The 22,490-nt window shown below is 54.6% G+C and carries 1 protein-coding gene and 1 pseudogene; both read right to left on the bottom strand.

Annotated elements, in window-relative coordinates:
• Positions 1-156: 156 nt before the first annotated feature.
• Positions 157-21,784 (bottom strand): annotated as a pseudogene (locus PTE_RS26740) (non-ribosomal peptide synthase/polyketide synthase); the annotation flags it as partial.
• A 209-nt stretch (positions 21,785-21,993) separates the two neighbouring features.
• Positions 21,994-22,479 (bottom strand): condensation domain-containing protein, encoded by a 486-nt coding sequence (locus PTE_RS26895; RefSeq protein ID WP_051477513.1) that lies wholly within the window; start codon positions 22,477-22,479, stop codon positions 21,994-21,996.
• Positions 22,480-22,490: the final 11 nt, after the last annotated feature.

The following is a 22,490-nucleotide window of genomic DNA, read 5'->3' as shown; positions in this document are numbered from 1 at the left end:
TAATGATGTTGCACTTACTATGCGAATCCAAGAGCAAATAAATTATATGAACATTATCCACTCCCTTATTTTTAATATAAAAAATCCGGTATAAACAATATATACCGGATTATCATACCAACGTTAAATTATTCTATAATGGTTAATATCTCCGTATTACAACGTCCCCCGATCACAATGTATTGCCAATGCCTTATTCAGAGCCTGAGCTAAAGCCATTCTATGCTCCTTATCCTCCAACAAACTGAAATGATTACCTGAAATAGCCATCAACTGAAGTGAAGAGTCAGGCATGACCTGCGCCCAGCCTAATGACGGTTCTATATCTAACGACTCTGGCTTTTCATCCGTGACAAAAGACACAGAAGGAGAAGGCTCTCTCGCATAAAACTGATGCAGCGTTAACGCTAATGCTTGCGGTTCATACTCTCTGACTATTTGCGTATAACGCTCTATCTGCTCCCAACGTTTTGCGATTAAATCAGGCCGCAGACTGGCAGGGTATAGCGCCAATTCCTGTGCCGCTGCAATAAACTGCACCAAATTCAACTCATCAATTCGCCGGTACAACTCCGCAACCTCTTCTGTGCACTCCTCCCCTGACTGTCGTGCCAACTCAGCCAGGAACAGATGTTTAGGTTGTGCGGATTGCTCCCCGAAATAATGAGGAGCCGGCGTATCAATCAGCCCCAGGAAGTTCACCGTCTCACCGGCATGCAAAAGCTGCCGGGCAACAGCATAAGCCAATATACCGCCGGAAGAGTAACCACTTATCCGGTACGGGCCTGTCGGTTGAACCGCTTTCATCAAGCTGATCATTCTGACCGCCTGCTCTTCCACCGTCGACATCGGTTCTTCACTGATGGACGGCCAGGGCAGCGCATAAATCGGATAACCTGACCGGATAATTGGTCATTCGCATGGCGAGCAGTGAGTGGCCCCCCAGCGCGAAGAAGTTGTCATGCCGGCTGACCTGCTCAACCCCCAGCAATTCACGCCAAATAGTTGCCAGTGCAATTTCCGTTTCCCCTTGTGGCGCTTCATAAACCTGACAGGCAAACGCTTCATTATCCAGCGCCGGCAGCATTCGACGATCCAGCTTACCGTTCGGGGTCAACGGAAGTGCATCCAGCCGCACAAAGGCCGTTGGTACCATATAGTCAGGTAAAGTTGCACTCAAGTGGGTACGCAGGCTATTCGCCAGCCCCTCATCCGCTTGCACCACAACATAAGCGACCAGACGCTTATCCTGCGCTTCTCCCAACGCGAACACCACTGATTCACGTACCGCCGGGTGCTCTATCAGCCGGGCTTCAATTTCCCCCGGTTCAATGCGGAAACCGCGGACTTTAACCTGCTGGTCGTTGCGGCCCAGGAATTCCAAGTTACCATCCGGCAGGTAGCGAGCTAAATCCCCGGTACGGTACATACGAGCACCCGGTTGATCACTAAACGGATCAATCAGGAAACGTTCAGCTGTCAATTCTGGCCGATTCAGGTAGCCACGGGCGACAGCGATTCCACCAATGTAAAGTTCACCAGTGACACCCATTGGGACAGGTTCCCCGTGGGTATTGAGAATATAAATTTGGGTATTGGATATTGGGCGGCCAATCGGTACGTTATCGGCAAAACAGCTCGGATGGTTGATATCAAACACGGTACAACCCACGACGGTTTCGGTTGGGCCGTACTCGTTGATGATGCGTGATCCAGGCGATAATGTTTGCCAAAGTGCAATAGTGGAACTGGGCAGTGTCTCTCCACCCACAATAAAGCAGTGAGAGGGGCATTTTCGTCCCACGGTTTTCAATTTCTGCCCCATTGCCGAAAGATGACCAGGAGTAATTTTAACCAAAGCACCCGATTCCATTGACAACAATGCGGGAAGCAATTCAACCAGCTCCTGCCCGTCACGGAGCAAATGGATCTTGCCACCACACAGTAAAGGCAGGTAAAGACTGGTGACCGTGGCATCAAAGGCTATCGATGACGAAACGATACTATTGAATTGCTTTTCAGTTAGGTAATCACTCCGCGCCCATAGCAGGTAGTTGCAGACACCACGATGTTCCAACATCACGCCTTTCGGTGTCCCTGTCGAACCCGAGGTATAAATGACATACGCCAGATGTCGTGAAGTTAGTGCAGGTATTTGCGGGTTGTAGTCCCGCTGGTTGAGCAATGCATTTGGGTCAAGTACGGTTAATTCTGCCAGTGCCTTCTCACCCAACGCAGCACGTCCAGCTTTATCCGCCAGCAAAATAACCGGAGCGGCATCAGTCAGAATATGGGCCAGACGCTCCCCGGTATAAACCGGATCCAGCGGCACATAGGCTCCACCGGCTTTTAGTATTGCCAATATCCCCACCACCATTGCCGGTGAACGTGACACACAAATCGCCACTCGCTGATCCGGCTCTACGCCCAGCGCAATTAGCTGATGGGCCAACCGGTTAGCACGGGCATTTAATTCCGCATAACTGAGGGTTTGATCTTCATGCACTAATGCTGTGGCATTCGGGGTTTTCTCCACTTGTTGTTCAAACAACTGATGGATACATAACGCATCAGGATACGCGGTTTCCGTCGCGTTCCAGGTTTTTAACAACAATGTACGCTCCGATTCTGGCAGAGTTTCCAACTGCCGTACCGGCGTTTCAGGCGCTTGTTCAAGCGCCTCCACCAAACTCTCCAGCGCCTGTTGCATATAACCGCATATCCGATCCGCATCAAACGGCTGGACAACTTGAGCAGTTAATCCCAAGGATTCACCACAATCCTCCACCGACAACACTAACGGATAATTGGTTCGCTCCTGCGCATCAAGGAATTCAATCCCGCTGATCAGTTCATCCAGCATTGTTGACAATGCATTATGTCGATAATTCAACAAGCTGCTAAAGAGGGGGATCTCCCCCTGCACATTACTGCAACGCTGGGCCAGCGCCAGTGAAGCATGTTCATGTTCCAATAGACCGGCGAGTCGGGTATGGGCAGCCTGCACGCTGTCCCGTACCGGGGTATCATTGATATCCAGCCGCAGCGGCAAGGTATTGATAAACAGCCCCATGCCACTATCAGCCCCTTCTCCCGCCGCCATGCGTCCAAACAGCACAGTGCCAAACACCACTTTCTCCTGATCGCTGGTATGCGACAATACTTGGGCCCAGGCCAGATGACACAACGCTGCCAAACTGACCCCCAAACGCCGGGCCTGACCACGCAGACGATCATTCAGCTCAGGCACCAACATCCGGTGGGATTCCATCACCTGTGAACCATCACTATGCACCTCCGTCAATCCGAACGGCAGCGTAGGTTCATCCACCGCCGCCAGCATATCGGTAAAGAAGCGGGTGTGTTCTTCCTGACTGACCCCCAACCGGGCCTCAGCCACCAAATTACGGAAAGAAACTGGGGAAGGCAGGCTGTCCTCCTGTTCGGTAAGATACGCCTGAACCTCACGGTTCATCACGTCCAGCGTAGTATGGTCACCAATCAGGTGATGCAGCAATTGCAGGACAATCCAGCGGCCATCGGCTTCTTGCGCCACCACAAACCGCAGCAATGGTGCCTGATTCAGGTCAAGACGATAATAACTAGGATTAAAACGTTGAGCCAGTTGTTCACAAATCGGCCCATCAGCCGGATCCAGAGTCAATTCAATGACCGATAAAGGCACCTGACGCCAGACGACCTGAGTCGGCACAGACAATTCTTGCCAGATAAAAGCGGTACGCAAAATATCGTGACGATCAACCACCTGTTGCACTGCCGCCAGATAACGGTCCAGCAGAGTCCGTTCAGTAAAGGCCATCTGGCTGACCACCAGATACGGATCCCCTTCGTTTGCCAGTAAGTGGTGGAACAAAATACCGTCCTGCAATGGTGACAAGGCATAGATATCCTGAATATTGGTCACCCCGCCCGGTACCTGTCTGACGATGCGGTCAATGTCAGCCTGAGTCAGATCGATCAGCGGCAACATCTCTGGGGTGAGTGTCGTCGTCGCTGATGTAATGACGTTAGGCGGTACGATTACAGCCTGATGCTGTCCCAATGTTTGGGCTAAATCTGACAGCATTGGAGACTGGAACAGATCACGCGCCGTCAGGGTCAACCCCTGGTGACGCAGGCGTTCAATCATGCTCACCGCGAGCAGTGAATGGCCGCCCAGGGCAAAGAAATTATCATACCGGCTGACCTGTTCAATCCCCAATAATTCACGCCAAATCGCCGCCAAGGTCATTTCCATTGTTCCTTGTGGTGCCTGGTAAACCTGACGGACCACGTTTTCATTGTCCGGGGCCGGTAGTGCACGACGATCCAGCTTACCGTTCGGGGTCAATGGAAACTCCTCCAGCCGCACAAAGGCTGACGGCACCATATAATCAGGCAAAATTTTACTCAGGTGAACACGCAAACTATTCACCAGCCCGTCATCCTCAGGTGCCACCACATAGGCTACCAGTCGTTTATCCGCCCCATCACCTAACGCCAACACAGCCGCCTCACGCACCACGGGGTGATCTACCAGATGCGTCTCAATTTCCCCCGGTTCAATGCGGAAACCCCGGATTTTGACCTGTTGATCGTTGCGGCCCAGAAACTCCAGATTGCCGTCCGGCAGATAACGCGCCAAATCCCCGGTACGGTACATGCGTGCATCCGGATTATCACTAAACGGATCCACCAGGAAACGTTCAGCAGTTAACTCAGAACGATTGAAATAACCTAGGGCTACCCCATCCCCCCCGACATAAATTTCTCCGACCACCCCCAACGGTACTGGCTGACCATACGCATCCAGCAGATAAACACGGGTATTAGCGATTGGCCGGCCAATGGGAACCCGGATCGCTCCCTGCGCTAACTCCTTGATAGGATATATCGTGGTAAAGGTGGTTCCCTCACTCGGACCATAAGCCTGCAATAATTGTTGTGGCGGGCGACTATCCAGAACTTGGGCAATCACATGTAAATCGGGAATATCTCCCCCGAAAATCAGGATCTTAATCTGCGGAAGAATTGGGGATAACTCTACCGCCAGCCGGTTAAACAACCCGATAGTCAGCCACAGAACCGTGATGCGGTGAGCCTGTAAAACCCGTATTAACTCCGGCGGTGTCAATAACGTAGCGCGGTCGATAACCACTAGCGCACCGCCATTGAGCAATGGTGCCCAGACTTCAAACGTGCTGGCATCGAAAGCCGGGTTAGCCGTAAAGGCAACCTGATCATCCGGTCCAATTTCAGCATAGCCATTATTGATGACCAGCCGGACCACCGCACGATGAGACACTACCGCCCCTTTTGGCATTCCAGTCGAGCCGGAGGTATACATGATATACGCTGATTCGGTACTAAAACGCGGTAAGTCAAGGTTGAAACACTCTTCCTCTCTACTCGTATTCTCCTCATCAGAGAAACGAAGCAGCGGAACAGCCAGGTCAGCCGGAATATCAGCCTGTGTATCGGTGAGCAACAACCTGGCGGAACAATCACTTATCAGCCAGTTTTTCCGCTCATCCGGCACACTGGGATCAATCGGCACGTAAACGGCACCCGCTTTGAGAATCGCCAATTGGGCCACCACCAGCTCTATCGATCGCTCGAACAAGATCACAACATGATCACCAAGACCAATCCCTTGTCCGATCAGCTGACGAGCCAACCCGTTAGCACGAGCATTCAATTCCGTATAGCTCAGGGTTTTATCTCCTGTCATTAGTGCTGTCGCCTCTGGAGTCTTCTCCACCTGTTGTTCAAACAACTGATGGATGCATAACTGGTCAGGGTAAACTGTTTCTGTCGCGTTCCAGGTTTCCAATAACAACCTGCGCTCCGCCTGAGCCAGGATATCCATTTCCCCGATCCGCTGTTGAGCATGAGCGACCATCTCTTGTAGCACCGCGTGGAGTCGATCCCACCTGCCGCTCTATCGTCGAGTGATCAAACAGGGCGGTGGCATAACTCAACGCACCGACAATCCGCCCCTTCTCTTCTGACAGATTCAGTTCAAGATCAAATTTGACAATATCAATATCAGAGACCTGATCGACCGGTGATACGGCCAGCCCCGGTAATTGCCAGGCCGTGTTCTCATTGTTCTGCCAGGCAAACATGACCTGGAACAACGGCGTATGCGCCAGTCGGCGCGGCGGCTGCACGATTTCCACCACCTGCTCAAACGGTAAATCCTGGTGCTCCTGTGCCGCTAAAGCGGTCTGCCGCACACGCGCCAGCAACTCCGTCACCGTCAGCTCACCCGATAAATCAACACGCAACGCCAGCGTATTGACAAAGAACCCGATCAGCGACTCCACTTCCTGACGACTGCGGCCTGCACTCGGTGTGCCTATCACCACATCGTCCTGACCTGACAGGCGCGACAGGACCACCGCCCAGGCTGACAACAGCGTCATAAATAACGTGACACGGGTGCTTGCTCACTCAGCCGTTTAAGCGCCGTCGTTAATGCCGGATCCAGGTTAACCGGCACGGCATGCCCGGTAAACGACTGCTCCGACGGACGGGGCCGGTCAGTAGGTAAATCCAGCAGAACCGGGGCGTCAGCCAATATCGCATGCCAATAGTCGGATTGCCGTTGGGTCCGTTCCGCCAGCAACCACTGACGCTGCCAGGCAGCGTAATCCGGGTATTGAATCGCCAGCGGGGGCAGCGGATCCGGTTGCCCGGCCAGAAACGCCGTATAGAGTGCGCTCAGTTCACGTATCAACACATCGACAGACCAGCCATCGGAAACAATGTGATGCTGCGTCAGCAGGAACCAATATTCATCATCGGTGAGCCGGATAAGACCGGCGCGGATCAGCGGGCCACGCTCAAGGTTAAATGATGCGCGCGCTTCCTCGCTGCACAGGCGTTCAAGAACCCTCTCCGCATCCGGGAGCCCACGCAGGTCATGTTGAGATAGCCGCAAGCCGCTATCCGGTGCCAACAGCTGCACTTGTGGCTGCCCCTCAATAGAGACAAAGACAGAGCGTAACGCTTCATGACGGGCAAACAAGGTATCCAGCGCCTTTTGCCAGGCCATGATATCCAGCTGACCACGTAAGCGCAGGGCCATCGGGATATGATAAGTCTCGCTGACCCCCTCAAGCTGTGCCAGGAACCACAGGCGCTGTTGAGCAAATGACAGCGGCAACTCACCCTCACGGGATATCGGCATGATGGCCGGCAGAACAGGGGCCGGTTGACCAGACCGGGCCTGCATGACCTCGGCAAAAGCCCTTAACGTAGGGGATTTAAACAGGGTTGCCAGCGACAGTTCGACACCGAACGCCGCGACACGGTTCATCACCCGTACCGCCAGCAACGAATGGCCGCCCAGGGCAAAGAAATTGTCATGCCGGCTGATTTGCTCAATCCCCAGGATTTCACACCAAATCGCCGCCAGCGCGATTTCTGTTTCGCCCTGCGGCGCGGCGTAAACCTGACGGACAACCGCTTCATTGTCCGCTGCCGGCAACGCCTGACGATCCAGCTTGCCGTTCGGGGTTAACGGGAAGGCATCCAGCCGCACAAAGGCCGACGGCACCATATAATCCGGTAAAATGGCACTCAGATAAGTATGCAGGCTATTGACCAGCCCCTCATCCGCGGGTGCCACCACATAAGCCACCAGCCGTTTCTCCTGCCCTTCACCCTGCGCCAATACCGCCGACTCACTCACCGCCGGGTGTTCCACCAGCCGGGCTTCTATTTCTCCCGGTTCAATGCGGAAACCCCGGATCTTAACCTGCTGGTCATTACGGCCCAGGAACGCCAGGTTGCCGTCCGGCAGGTAGCGGGCCAGATCGCCGGTGCGGTACATACGGGCACCCGGATTATCACTGAACGGATCGATAAGGAAACGGTCCGCTGTCAAGTCTGGGCGATTGAGGTAGCCACGCGCCACTCCCGCGCCCCCGATATAAATTTCCCCCACCACACCCAGCGGCACCGGCTGACCATACCCGTCCAGCAAGTAAAGGCCGGTGTTGGCTATCGGGCGCCCGATACTTTCAATTACCCGGTCACCCCGCGGTATCGATATCCAGGCAGAATAGGTTGTCGTTTCGGAAGGTCCATAGAGATTACATAACCGTTGCACCGGCGTTTCTGCGAAAATCTGTTCAATCAGAGCACTTTTAAGCGGCTCACCCGCCAGATTGACGGTATGGACCGACGCCATCAGCGCCTGAGCCTGCAACAACGGTTTCATTGCCGACGGGACTGAGTTAATCAAACTCACCGGCCGGGGATGTCGCATCAATGACAGGACATCCTCGACCAGATGGATCGCCGCACCACAGGATAACGGCATAAAACATTCGAAAATGGACAGGTCGAAATTCATCGACGTTGAGAACAGTATCTCCCGGAATTCTTCCGCGCCAAAAGCCTGCTGGGCCCAGTGCAGGAAGTTCACCGTATTCCGGTGCTCAATCATCACCCCTTTTGGCACCCCTGTGGAGCCGGAGGTGTAAATCACATACGCCAGGTGCCGGGCAGTCAGCGCAGGGACCTGTGGATTACTATCCGGTTGATCAAGCAAGGTATTCGGGTCGAGCACAGTTAGCGCAGACAACGCTTCCTCGCCCAACACAGTACGACCGGCTTCATCCGCCAGCACCATAGCCGGGGCAGCATCGGTCAAAATATGGGCCAGACGCGCGCCAGGATAAGCCGGATCCAGCGGCACATAAGCCCCACCCGCTTTCATTACCGCCAACAAGCCCACCACCATTGCCGGTGAGCGTGAGACACAAATCGCCACCCGCTGATCCGGTTCTACCCCCAGAGCAATCAGCTGATGGGCCAGCCGGTTGGCACAGGCATTTAATTCGACATAACTGAGAGTTTGCTCTTCATACACTAACGCTATAGCGTCAGGGTTTTTCTCCACCTGTTGCTCAAACAACTGATGAATACATAACTGATCAGGGTAAACTGTTTCTGTCGCGTTCCAGGTTTTTAACAACAACATCCGCTCCGCTTCCGGCAGGATGTTCAGGGCTCGTACCGGTGTATCCGGGGCTTGCTCAAGCGCCTCCACCAGACTTTCCAATGCCTGCTGCATATAACCGCACAGGCTTGCTGGATCAAACGGCTGCACTACCTGAGCGGTCAGCCCCAAGGAGCCACCAAAGTCCTCCACTGACAGCATTAACGGATAGTTGGTCCGCTCTTGTGCGCCCAGAAATTCAATACTGCTTATGATGTCATCCGATGTTGCCGGCAAGGTATTGTGCCGATAATTCAACAGGCTATTAAAGAGTGGAATATCACCCCTCACCCCGCTGCAACGCTGGGCCAGCGCCAGTGACGCGTGCTCATGTTCCAATAGTCCGGCCAGTCGGGTATGGGCAGCCTGCACGCTATCCCGTACCGAAGTTTCATCGATATCCAGCCGCAGCGGCAAGGTATTGATAAACAACCCCATACTGTTGTCTGCCCCTTCCCCCGCCTGCATACGCCCAAACAGCACGGTGCCAAACACCACTTTCTGTTGATCGCTGGTACGCGACAATACCTGGGCCCAGGCCAGATGACACAACGCCGCCAAACTGACGCTCAGATGTCTCGCCTGATGACGCAAACGGTTATTTAGCCCGGCTGGCAACATCCGGTGGGATTCCTCCACCTGCGAGCCATCACGATGCACTTCCGTCAAACCAAACGGCAAGGTGGGTTCATCTACCGTCGCTAACATGTCGGTAAAGAAACAGGTGTGTTCTTCCTGACTGACACCCAACTCGGCCTGCGCCACCAGATTACGGAACGGTGTCGGCGCAGGCAGGCTATCCTCCTGCCCCGTCAGATACGCCTGTACTTCACGGTGCATCACTTCCATCGTTTCATGATCGCCAATCAGGTGATGCTGCAATTCCAATACAATCCAACGGCCATCAGTTTCCTGAGCAATAACAAAACGCAATAGTGGTGCCTGATTCAGGTCAAGACGATGCCGACGCGGATCAAAACGCCGGGTTAACTGGTCACTGACCGGGCCGTCGGCCGGGTTCAGTGTCAGTTCCGTTACCGACAATTGGGCCTGACGCCAGACCACCTGTGCCGGCACTGACAATTCTTGCCAGATAAAAGCAGTACGTAGAATATCGTGCCGATCAACTACCCGCTGAACCGCCGTCAAATAACGATCCAACAGATCCCGGTCAGCAAAGGCCATCTGCCCCATCAACAGATACGGATCCCCTTCGTTTGCCAATAAGTGGTGGAACAAAATACCGTCCTGTAACGGTGACAGTGCATAGATATCCTGGATATTGCCCATCCCGCCCGGCACCTGCCTGACGATGCGGTCAATGTCAGCCTGAGTCAGATCGATCAGCGGCAACATCGCCGGCGTCAGTACCGTCGTATCCAGTGTAATATGGTTGTCAGGCACCTGAATTTCATCATGCTGAACCAAGGACTGTGCCAAAATACAGAGTGTTGGATACTGGAATAGCGTTTTTACCGATACACTCAGGCCGATACGCCGCAATCGATCGATCATGCGCACAGCAAGCAGTGAATGTCCCCCCAAGGCAAAGAAGCTGTCATACCGACTTATCTGCTCAACCCCTAGCAACTCACACCAGACTGCCGCCAGCATCGTTTCCATCTTCCCTTGCGGGGCTTCATAGACCTGACGGGCAAATGCTTCCTCCCCCGGTGCCGGCAACGCCCGGCGATCCAGTTTGCCATTCGGGGTCTGCGGGAAGGTATCCAGCCGCACAAAGGCCGCCGGGATCATATAGTCAGGTAAAACGACGCTCAGGTGTTCACGCAAACGGGCTGCCAACCCCGCCTGCGCTTCCGCTATCACATAGGCAACCAGTCGTTTTCCTTGCCCATCATCCAGCACCAGCACTGCCGCCTCTTGCACTGCCGAGTGTTCCATCAACCGGGTTTCAATTTCCCCCAACTCAACACGGAAGCCCCGAATTTTCACCTGCTGGTCGTTACGGCCCAGGAATTCCAAGTCACCGTCCGGCAGATAGCGGGCCAAATCCCCGGTACGATACATCCGCGCACCGAATACTGGACTAAAGGGATCCGGTATGAAACGTTCAGCGCTCAATTCCGGCTGGTTAAGATAACCCCGTGCTACACCCACTCCGCCAATATACATTTCGCCAATACAGCCTAATGGTACTGGCTGACCGTATCTGTCCAACAGATAAACACAGGTATTTTTAAGTGGTCGGCCTATAGAACTATCATCTGCCGGGGATAAGATATCCTGACAGGTCGCCGTCACGGTATTTTCTGTCGGGCCATAGGCGTTCAACAGCCGGGGCCGGTGGATTTCCCGTGCAAACCAGTCCTGAATGGCGCTCTTTTTCACCGCATCACCACCAATGATAATTAACCGGAGACAATCCGGTAGCGGTAATGCACTGTTGTCTCTGACAATCAGTTCGGACCAAAATAATGCAGGCAGAGACATCACCGTGATACGGTTCTGCCAGGCCAAGGCAATAAATTCCGACATAGAGGCCAGCCAGCGGTCATCACGCATAACCAACGTAGCGCCATTACATAATGTCAAGAAACATTCTTCCACTGAAACGTCAAAAGCAAAGGAAGCAAATTGCAACATCCGATCTTGCGCCGTGACCGCGTAGGTTTCATTAAAGCCCAAGTGACGCTGATACACCGCCTGATGTTCCACCATCACCCCTTTCGGTTGCCCAGTTGAGCCAGAGGTATAGATGACGTAAACCAAGTGCTGTGGCGTCAACGCAGGGACCTGCGGGTTACGGTCCGACTGGTCTGGCAAGGTATTCGGGTCAAGTACCGTTAACCCGCCCAACACCTTATCACCCAATGCTACTCGTCCGGCCGCATCAGCCAACGCCACTGACGGAGTAGTATCATTCAGGATATACGCCAACCGCTCCAACGGATAGGTTGGATCCAACGGCACATAGGCCCCACCAGATTTCATCACTGCCAGCAATGCCACCACCATTGCCGGGGAACGTGACACACAAATCGCCACCCGCTGATCCGGCTCGACCCCCAGAGCAATCAATTGATGAGCCAGCCGGTTGGCGCGGGCATTTAATTCAGCATAACTGAGGATCTGCTCTTCATACACTAACGCCGTGGCCTGCGGGGTTCTTTCCACCTGTTGTTCAAACAACTGATGGAGACATAACGCCTCAGGATAAGGGGTTTCCGTCGCATTCCAAGTTTCCAGCAACAGCTTGCGCTCCGCCGGTGCCAGGATATCTATCTCCCCGATCCGCTGTTGAGCATGAGCGACCATAGCTTGCAGCACCGTGTGCAGATATCCCACCTGTCGCTCCATTGTCGATTGATCAAACAGAGCGGTGGCATAACTCAACGCACCGACAATCCGGCCCTCCTCTTCTGACAAGCCTAGTTCAAGATCAAACTTGATAATATCAACAGCTTGATCGACCGGTGACACAGCCAGCCCCGGTAGTTGCCAGGCCGTGCTCTCATTGTTCTGCCAGGCAAACATGACCTGGAACAGCGGGGTATGCGCCAGTCGGCGCGGTGGCTGCACGATTTCCACTACCCGCTCAAATGGTAAATCCTGATGTTCCTGTGCCGCTAGAGCGGTCTGCCGTACACGCGCCAATAATTCAGTCACCGTCAGATCACCCGAAACATCCATGCGTAACGCCAGCGTATTGACAAAGCATCCGATCAGCGGCTCCACTTCCTGACGACTGCGGCCTGCACTCGGTGTGCCTATCACCACATCGTCCTGACCTGACAGGCGCGACAGGACCACCGTCCAGGCTGACAACAGCGTCATAAATAACGTGACACCGTGCTGCTCACTCAGCCGTTTAAGCGCCGTCGTTAATGCCGTATCCAAGTTAACCAGCACGGCATTCCCGGCAAACGACTGCTCAGACGGACGAGGCCGATCAGTAGGCAAATCCAGCAAGACCGGCGCGTCAGCCAGCAGAGTACGCCAATAGTCAGATTGAATCTGAACACGTTCCGCTGACAGCCACTGACGCTGCCAGGCAGCATAATCCGGGTATTGAATCGCCAGCGGTGGCAATGGATCCGGTTGCCCGGCCAAAAACGCCGTATAGAGTGCGCTCAGTTCACCTATCAGCACATCGACAGACCAACCATCGGAAATAATGTGATGCTGGGTGAGCAGGAACCCGTATTCGTCATCGGTAAGCCGGATAAGACTGGCGCGGATCAGCGGGCCACGGTCAAGGTCAAATGATGCGCAGGCTTCCTCGGCACACAGGCACTCAAGAACCCCCTGCGCATCCGGGAACCCGCGCAGGTCATGTTGAGATAACAGCAGGCCGCCATCCGGTGCCAACAACCGCACTTGTGGCTGACCCTCAATAGAGACAAAGACAGAACGTAACGCTTCATGGCGAGCAAACAAAGCGTTAAGTGCTTGCTGCCAGGCGACAATATCTAGTGAACCACGCAAACTCAACGCGATCGGGATATGATAAGTCTCACTGACGCCATCAAGTTGAGCAAGGAACCACAGGCGCTGTTGAGCGAATGACAACGGCAATTCACCCTCGCGGGATATCGGCAGGATAGCGGACAATGCTCTGTCTTGCTTATCAAGCCGGGTAGTGATGATCTCCTCAGCAAAGGCAGCCAAAGACGGGGATTTGAACAGCTTGGTCAGCGGCAATTCAACATCGAAAGCGGCCATCCGATTCATCACCCGTATCGCCAACAGTGAATGCCCCCCCAGGGCAAAGAAATTATCATGTCGGCTAATCTGTTCAATCCCCAGGATTTCACACCAAATCGCCGCCAGGGCGATTTCCGTTTCTCCCTGCGGAGCCTCGTAAACCTGACGGGCAAACGCCTCTTCGTCCGGTGCCGGCAGCGCACGACGATCCAACTTACCGTTCGGAGTTAACGGGAAGGCATCCAGCCGCACAAAGGCCGACGGCACCATGTAGTCAGGCAACTGAACGCTCAGATGCTCACGCAGGCGATTAGCCAGCCCCTCATCCGCTGACGCCACCACATAGGCCACCAGCCGTTTATCCTGCCCTTCACCCTGCGCCAATACCACCGATTCACTCACCGCCGGGTGTTCCGCCAACCGGACCTCAATTTCACCCAGCTCAATACGGAATCCGCGGATTTTAACCTGTTCGTCGTTACGGCCCAGGAATTCCAGATCACCGTCCGGCAGATAACGGGCCAAATCCCCGGTACGATACATCCGCGCACCCGCTATCGGGCTAAAGGGATCCGGTATAAAACGCTCCGCGCTCAGTTCCGGTCGGTTAAGATAACCGCGCGCTACCCCGACGCCACCAATATACATTTCACCCGCACAGCCTAATGGCACCGGTTGACCATATTGGTCCAGCAGGTAGATGCGGGCATTTTTAGCCGGCCGGCCAATAGAATGCGCATCGGCTGGGGATAATACGTCCTTATAGGTCACCGTCACGACATTTTCAGTCGGACCATAACCGTTCAACAGCCGGGGCCGGTGGCCTTCCTGCCTGAACCAATCCTGAATGGCGTTCTTTTTGACCGCCTCACCACCAATGATGATGAGCCGGAGACAATCCGGCAGCGGTAACCCCGTATCTCTGGCCGCCAGTTCAGACCAGAACAGGGTCGGTAGTGACACCACCGTAATACGATATTGCTGGGTTAAAGCAATAAATTCCGGCATCGAAGCCAGCCAGCTGTCATCGCGAAGAACCAGCGTAGCGCCATTGCATAATGACGAGAAAAAATCTTCCACTGAAACATCAAACGCAAAAGCGGCAAATTGCAACAGCCGGTCTTGTGCCGTGACAGCATAGGTGTCATTAAAACCCAGATACCGTTGATAAATCGCCTGATGCTCTACCATCACCCCTTTCGGCTGCCCGGTTGAGCCGGAGGTATAGATGACATAAGCCAGATGCTGTGGCGTCAACGCCGGGACCTGCGGGTTGCTGTCCGGCTGGTCTGGCCGGGTATTCAGGTCAAGCACTGTCAGCCCTGCCAGCGCGGCTTCACCCAACGCCATCCTACCGGCCGCATCAGCCAAGACCACTGCTGGGGCGGTATCATTCAGGATATACGCCAGACGTTCCCCTGGATAGGTTAAATCCAGCGGCACATAAGCCCCACCGGCTTTCAGTACCGCCAGCAAAGCCACCACCATCGCCGGAGAGCGTTCCACGCAAATCGCCACCCGCTGGTCCGGTGTGACACCCTGCGCAATCAATTGATGGGCCAGGCGGTTGGCGCAGGCATTTAATTCGGCATAACTGAGGGTCTGTTCTTGATACGCCAGTGCCGTCGCCTCCGGAGCCCGCTTCACCTGTTGCTCAAACAACTGGTGAATACATAACGCGTCAGGATACGCGGTTTCCGTGGCATTCCAGGTTTCCAGCAACAGCGAGCGTTCCGTTTCCGGCAAGATATTCAACGCCCGTACCGACGTTTCCGGTGCCTGCTCAAGCGCCTCCACCAGACTCTCCAGCGCCTGCTGCATATAACCGCATATTCTGTCCGGATCAAACGGCTGCACCGCATTAGCCGTCAGTCCCAAAGTGGATCCCCCGTCCTCCACCGACAACCCAAAGGGATAGTTAGTGCTCTCCTGCCCGCCCAGGAATTCAATCCCGTCCATCGTTTCATTCAGCGGATCCTGTTGATCATTATGCCGATAGTTCAGCAGGGCACTAAAGAGAGGCGTACCACTGGCAACCCCACTGCAACGCTGGGCCAGCGCCAGTGACGCATGCTCATGCGCCAGCAACCCAGCCAGCCGTAAATGAGCCGCCCGCACGCTGTCCCGTACCGGGGTCTCATCGATATCCAGGCGTAACGGCAGGGTATTGATAAACAGCCCCATCCCATTGTCAGCCCCTTCTCCCGCCGCCATGCGCCCAAACAGCACAGTACCAAACACCACGTTCTCCTGACCACTGGTATGGGATAACACCTGTGCCCAGGCCAGATGACACAGCGCCGCCAGACTGACACCCAAATGCCGGGCCTGATAGCGAAGACGGTCATTTAACCCGGTAGTCAGCATCCGGTAGGATTCCCTCTCCTGAGATCCATCATGGTGCACGTTCGCCAGCCCAAACGGCAATGTCGGCTCATCCACCTCCGCCAACATGTTAGTAAAGAAGCGGGTATGTTCCTCCTGACTGATACCCAACCGGGCCTGCGCCACCAGATTGCGGAACGGCACCGGCGCAGGCAGGCCGTCTTCCTGACCCGTAAGATACGCTTGTACTTCGCGATTCATCACATCCAGCGTGGTATGGTCACCAATCAGGTGATGCAGCAATTCCAGTAAAAACCAGCGGCCATCGGTCTCCTGAACCACGACAAAACGCAGCAGCGGTGCCTGCCCCAAATCAATACGATAATGACGGGGATTAAAACGTTGAACCAGTTGATCACCCACCGGCCCATCAGCCGGGTCCAACGTCAATTCAGTGACCGACAACGGTGCCTGACGCCAGACTACCTGAGCTGGCACTGACAATCCTTGCCAGATAAAGGCCGTACGCAGAATATCGTGCCGATCAACCATCTGTTGTACCGCGGCCAAATAACGGTCCAGCAGAGGCCGGTCAGCAAAAGCCATCTGGCTGATCACCAGATACGGATCCCCTTCATTTGCCAATAAGTGGTGGAACAAAATGCCATCCTGCAATGGCGACAGAGCATAGATATCCTGAAGATTAGCCATCCCACCCGGTACTTGCCCGACGATACGGTCAATGTCAGCCTGAGTCAGATCGATCAACGGCAACATCACCGGGGTAAGTGTCGTCGTCGCTGACGTAATGACATTCGGTGGCACCACCACAGCCCGGTGCTGCCTCAACGTTCGAGCCAGTTCAGACAACACCGGCGACTGGAACAGGTCACGCACCGCCAGTGTCAACCCCAGGTTACGTAAGCGTTCAATCATCCGTACCGCGAGCAGTGAATGACCACCCAGAGCAAAAAAGCTGTCATGCCGGCTGACCTGTTCAACCCCCAGTAATTCACGCCAAATAACCGACAGGGCAATTTCTGTTTCGCCTTGCGGCGGCGCGTAAACCTGACGGGCAACGGCTTCACCATCCGGCACCGGTAGCGCACGACGATCCAGCTTACCGTTCGGGGTCAATGGCAACGCATCCAGACGCACAAAGGCGGACGGCACCATATAGTCAGGTAAAGTTGCACTCAGGTGGGTACGCAGGCTATTCGCCAGCCCCTCATCCACGGGTGCCACCACATAAGCGACCAGACGCTTATCCTGCGCTTCTCCCAACGCCAACACCACCGATTCACGTACCGACGGGTGTTCTATCAGCCGGGCTTCAATTTCCCCCGGTTCAATGCGGAAACCGCGGATTTTCACCTGCTGGTCATTACGGCCCAGGAATTCCAGATTACCGTCCGGCAGGTAACGCGCCAAATCCCCGGTCCGGTATATGCGCGCATCCGGGTTGTCACTGAACGGATCGACCAGGAAACGTTCCACCGTCAATTCTGGCCGGTTCAGATAACCCCGCGCAACACCCGCACCACCAACATATAATTCACCGATTGTCCCCAACGGCACTGGCTGGCCGTATTTATCCAACAGATAGAGCGTTAAATCCGGGATACGCGTACCAATAGGGCTGGTTATCTGCGCCACATCATGAGAACTCAGTTCCCGATAAGTCACATGAACCGTCGTCTCCGTGATACCGTACATATTCACCAACCGGGGCGACGTCTCTTCACGCAGGAGATACCACGGCCGCAACATACCGGGATCAAAAGCTTCTCCCCCAAAGATGATATAACGCAGCTGGTCCGGTAATGGGTTATCGACATAACTGGCAATAAAGGCTTTGAAAGCACTCGGCGTCTGATTCAACACGGTGATACCGTGCTGACACACAAATTGATGCAGCTCCTGAGGTGAACGGACTATCGCGTGTGGCACCAGAACCAGTTTTGCGCCGTAGCGTAAAGCCCCCCACAATTCCCATACCGAGAAATCAAAGGCGATGGAATGCAACAGGCACCAAATATCCTGCCGGTTAAAGTGATACCAGGATTCAGTCGCCTCAAACAAACGCAGGATATTACGATGCTCGACCATCACCCCCTTCGGCATCCCCGTCGAACCCGAGGTGTAAATCACATACGCCAGGTGCCGGGACGTCAGCTCAGGGACCTGCGGGTTAACATCCGGCTGATCCGGCAGGGTATTATTCGGGTCGAGCACGGTCAGCGTAGCCAGCGTTTGCTCGTTCAGCGCATCACGTCCGGGGTTATCCGCCAGCAAAATAGCCGGAGCCGCATCCGTCAGAATATGGGCCAGACGCTCACCAGTATAGACCGGATCCAACGGCACATACGCGCCACCGGCTTTCAGCACCGCCAGTACCGCCACCACCATTGCCGGTGAACGTGACACACAAATCGCCACCCGCTGCTCGGGTACTACACCCAATGCAATCAGTTGGTGGGCCAGCCGGTTGGCACGGGCATTTAATTCGGCATAACTGAAGAGCTGATCTTCATACACTAACGCGGGCGCATCAGGGGCTTGCGCCACCTGCTGTTCAAACAATTGATGAATGCATGACTGGTCAGGAGAAGCAGTTTCCGTCACGTTCCAGGTTTTTAACAACAACGTACGCTCCGCTTCCGGCAAAATCTCCAACTGTCGTACCGGCGTTTTCGGAGCTTGTTCCAGTACCTCCACCAAGCTCTCCAGTGCCTGTTGCATATAGTCGCACAGGTTTTTCGGATCAAACGGTTGTACTACCTGAACCGTCAGCCCCAGAGATTCACCACAATCCTCCACCGACAGCACTAACGGATAGTTGGTCCGCTCCTGTGCACCAATAAACTCAATGCCGCTTATCAGCTCATCTGACGGTGCCGACAGGGCATTATGCCGATAATTCAGCAAGCTGCTAAAGAGGGGGATCTCCCCCTGTACACCACTGCAACGCTGGGCCAGCGCCAATGAAGCATGTTCATGTTCCAATAGTCCGGCCAGTCGAGTATGGGCAGCCTGCACACTGTCTCGTACCGGGGTATCATCCATATCCAGCCGCAGCGGCAACGTATTGATAAACAATCCCATACTGCTGTCTGTTCCTTCCCCGGCCTGCATACGCCCAAACAGTACGGTACCGAACACCACTTGCTCCTGCCCACTGGTACGCGACAACACTTGGGCCCAGGCCAGATGACACAATGCCGCCAAACTGACGCCCAGATGTCGCGCCTGATGACGCAAACGGTTATTTAGCCCGGCTGACAACATCCGGTGAGATTCCGCCACCTGCGAGCCATCACGATGCACTTCCGTCAAACCAAACGGCAATGTCGGTTCATCTACCGCCGCCAACATGTCAGTAAAGAAACGGGTGTGTTCTTCCTGACTGACACCCAGCCGGCCCTGCGCCACCAGATGGCGGAACGGCACCGGCTCAGACAGGCTATCCTGCTGTCCGTCCAGACAAGCTTGTACTTCACGGTTCATTACGTCCAGAGTGGTATGGTCGCCAATCAGGTGATGCAGCAATTGCAGGACAATCCAACGACCATCCATTTCCTGTGCCACCACAAACCGCAACAACGGTGCCTGATTCAGGTCAATACGATAATGACGGGGATCAAAACGTTGCGTTAATTGATCGCAAACCGGCCTGTCAGTCGGATCCAGGGTCAGCTCCATCACTGACAACGTGGCTTGACGCCAAACCACCTGAGCCGGCACAGATAATCCTTGCCAGATAAAAGCGGTCCGCAAGATATCATGACGATCAATCACCTGTTGCACTGCCGCTAAGTAACGGTCTAGCAAGGATCGGTCAGCAAAAGCCATCTGACTGACCACCAGATACGGATCCCCTTCGTTTGCCAGTAAGTGGTGGAACAAAATACCGTCCTGCAATGGCGACAGGGCATAGATATCTTGAATATGGGTCATCCCGCCTGGCACCTGCCTGACGATGCGGTCAATGTCAGCCTGAGTCAGATCGATCAGTGGCAACATTTCCGGGGTGAGTGTCGTCGTCGCTGACGTAATGACATTCGGTGGCACCACCACAGCCCGGTGCTGCCCCAACGTTTGAGCCAGGTCTGATAACACCGGAGACTGAAACAGGTTACGCACTGCCAGCGTCAACCCCAAGTGACGCAAACGTTCAATCATCCGTACCGCAAGCAGAGAATGACCACCCAACGCGAAGAAATTATCATGTCGGCTAACCTGCTCAACGCCCAGCAACTCACACCAAATCGCTGCTAATGTGATTTCCGTATCCCCTTGTGGCGCTTCATAAACCTGACGAGCAAACGCTTCATTATCCGGTGCCGGTAGCGCCCGGCGATCCAGCTTACCGTTCGGGGTCAACGGAAGTGCATCCAGCCGCACAAAGGCCGTTGGTACCATATAGTCAGGTAAAGTTGTACTCAGGTGGGTACGCAGACTATTCGCCAGCCCCTCATCCACGGGTGCCACCACATAAGCGACCAGACGCTTATCCTGCTCATCCCCTAACGCCAACACGGCAGATTCACGCACCGCTGGGTGCTCTGCCAACCGGGCTTCAATTTCCCCCGGTTCAATACGGAAACCCCGGATCTTAACCTGCTGGTCGTTACGGCCGACAAACACTAAATCCCCTTCCGGCAGATAACGGGCCAAATCCCCGGTACGGTACATGCGCGCATCCGGTTTATCACTGAACGGGTCAACCAGGAAACGTTCCGCCGTCAGCTCAGGGCGATTCAGATAACCCCGCGCCACACCTGCGCCGCCAATATACAATTCACCGATTGTCCCCAACGGCACTGGCTGGCCGTATTTATCCAACAGATAGAGCGTTAAATCCGGGATACGCGTACCAATAGGGCTGGTTATCTGCGCCACATCATGAGAACTCAGTTCCCGATAAGTCACATGAACCGTCGTCTCCGTGATACCGTACATATTCACCAACCGGGGCGACGTCTCTCCATGCAGGTGATACCACGGCCGCAACATCCCCGGATCGAGGGCTTCTCCCCCAAAGATGATATAACGCAACTGGTCCGGTAATGGGTTGTCGACATAACTGGCAATAAAGGCTTTGAAAGCACTCGGCGTCTGATTCAACACGGTGATACCGTGCTGACACACAAATTGATGCAGCTCCTGAGGTGAACGGGCGATCGCGTGTGGCACCAGAACCAGTTTTGCGCCGTAGCGTAACGCCCCCCACAATTCCCATACCGAGAAATCAAAGGCGATGGAATGCAACAGGCACCAAATATCCTGCCGGTTAAAGTGATACCAGGATTCAGTCGCCTCAAACAAACGCAGGATATTACGATGCTCGACCATCACCCCCTTCGGCGTCCCCGTCGATCCAGAGGTGTAAATCACATACGCCAGGTGCCGGGCAGTTAGCGCCGGTACCTGCGGGTTACTATCCGGCTGTTCAAGCAGGGTATTCGGGTCAAGCACAGTCAGCGCAGCCAACGTTTTCTCATCCAGCGCAGCACGTCCGGCCTTATCTGCCAGCAAAATAGCCGGAGCCGCATCGGTCAGAATATGAGTCAGACGCTCCCCAGTATAGACCGGATCCAGTGGCACATAGGCACCACCGGCTTTCAGCACTGCCAGTACCGCCACCACCATTGCCGGCGAACGTGAGACGCAAATCGCCACTCGCTGCTCCGGCACCACACCCAGTGCAATCAACTGATGGGCCAGCCGGTTAGCGCGGGCATTTAATTCGGCATAGCTGAAGGTTTGCTCTTCATACACTAATGCTATCGCATCCGGATTTTTCTCCACCTGTTGTTCAAACAACTGATGGATGCATAACTGGTCAGGGTAAACTGTTTCTGTCGCGTTCCAGGTTTCCAATAACAACCTGCGCTCCGCCAGCGCCAGGATATCAATTTCCCCGATCCGCTGTTGAGCATGAGCGACCATCTCTTGCAACACCGCGTGCAGATATCCCACCTGCCGCTTTATCGTCGAGTGATCAAACAGGGCAGTGGCATAACTCNCACGCACCGACATCCGCCCTTCTCTTCTGACAGATTCAGTTCAAGATCAAATTTGACAATATCAATATCAGAGACCTGATCGACCGGTGATACGGCCAGCCCCGGTAATTGCCAGGCCGTGTTCTCATTGTTCTGCCAGGCAAACATGACCTGGAACAACGGCGTATGCGCCAGTCGGCGCGGCGGCTGCACGATTTCCACCACCTGCTCAAACGGTAAATCCTGGTGCTCCTGTGCCGTCAAAGCGGTCTGCCGCACACGCGCCAGCAACTCCGTCACCGTCAGCTCACCCGATAAATCAACACGCAACGCCAGCGTATTGACAAAGAACCCGATCAGCGACTCCACTTCCTGACGACTGCGGCCTGCACTCGGTGTGCCTATCACCACATCGTCCTGACCTGACAGGCGCGACAGGACCACCGCCCAGGCTGACAACAGCGTCATAAATAAGGTGA

This window comes from Photorhabdus khanii NC19, from assembly GCF_000517265.1.
Lineage (GTDB): Bacteria > Pseudomonadota > Gammaproteobacteria > Enterobacterales > Enterobacteriaceae > Photorhabdus > Photorhabdus khanii.
Note: the sequence above shows the minus strand (reverse complement) of the source record. Positions and strands in the feature narration are given on the sequence as shown.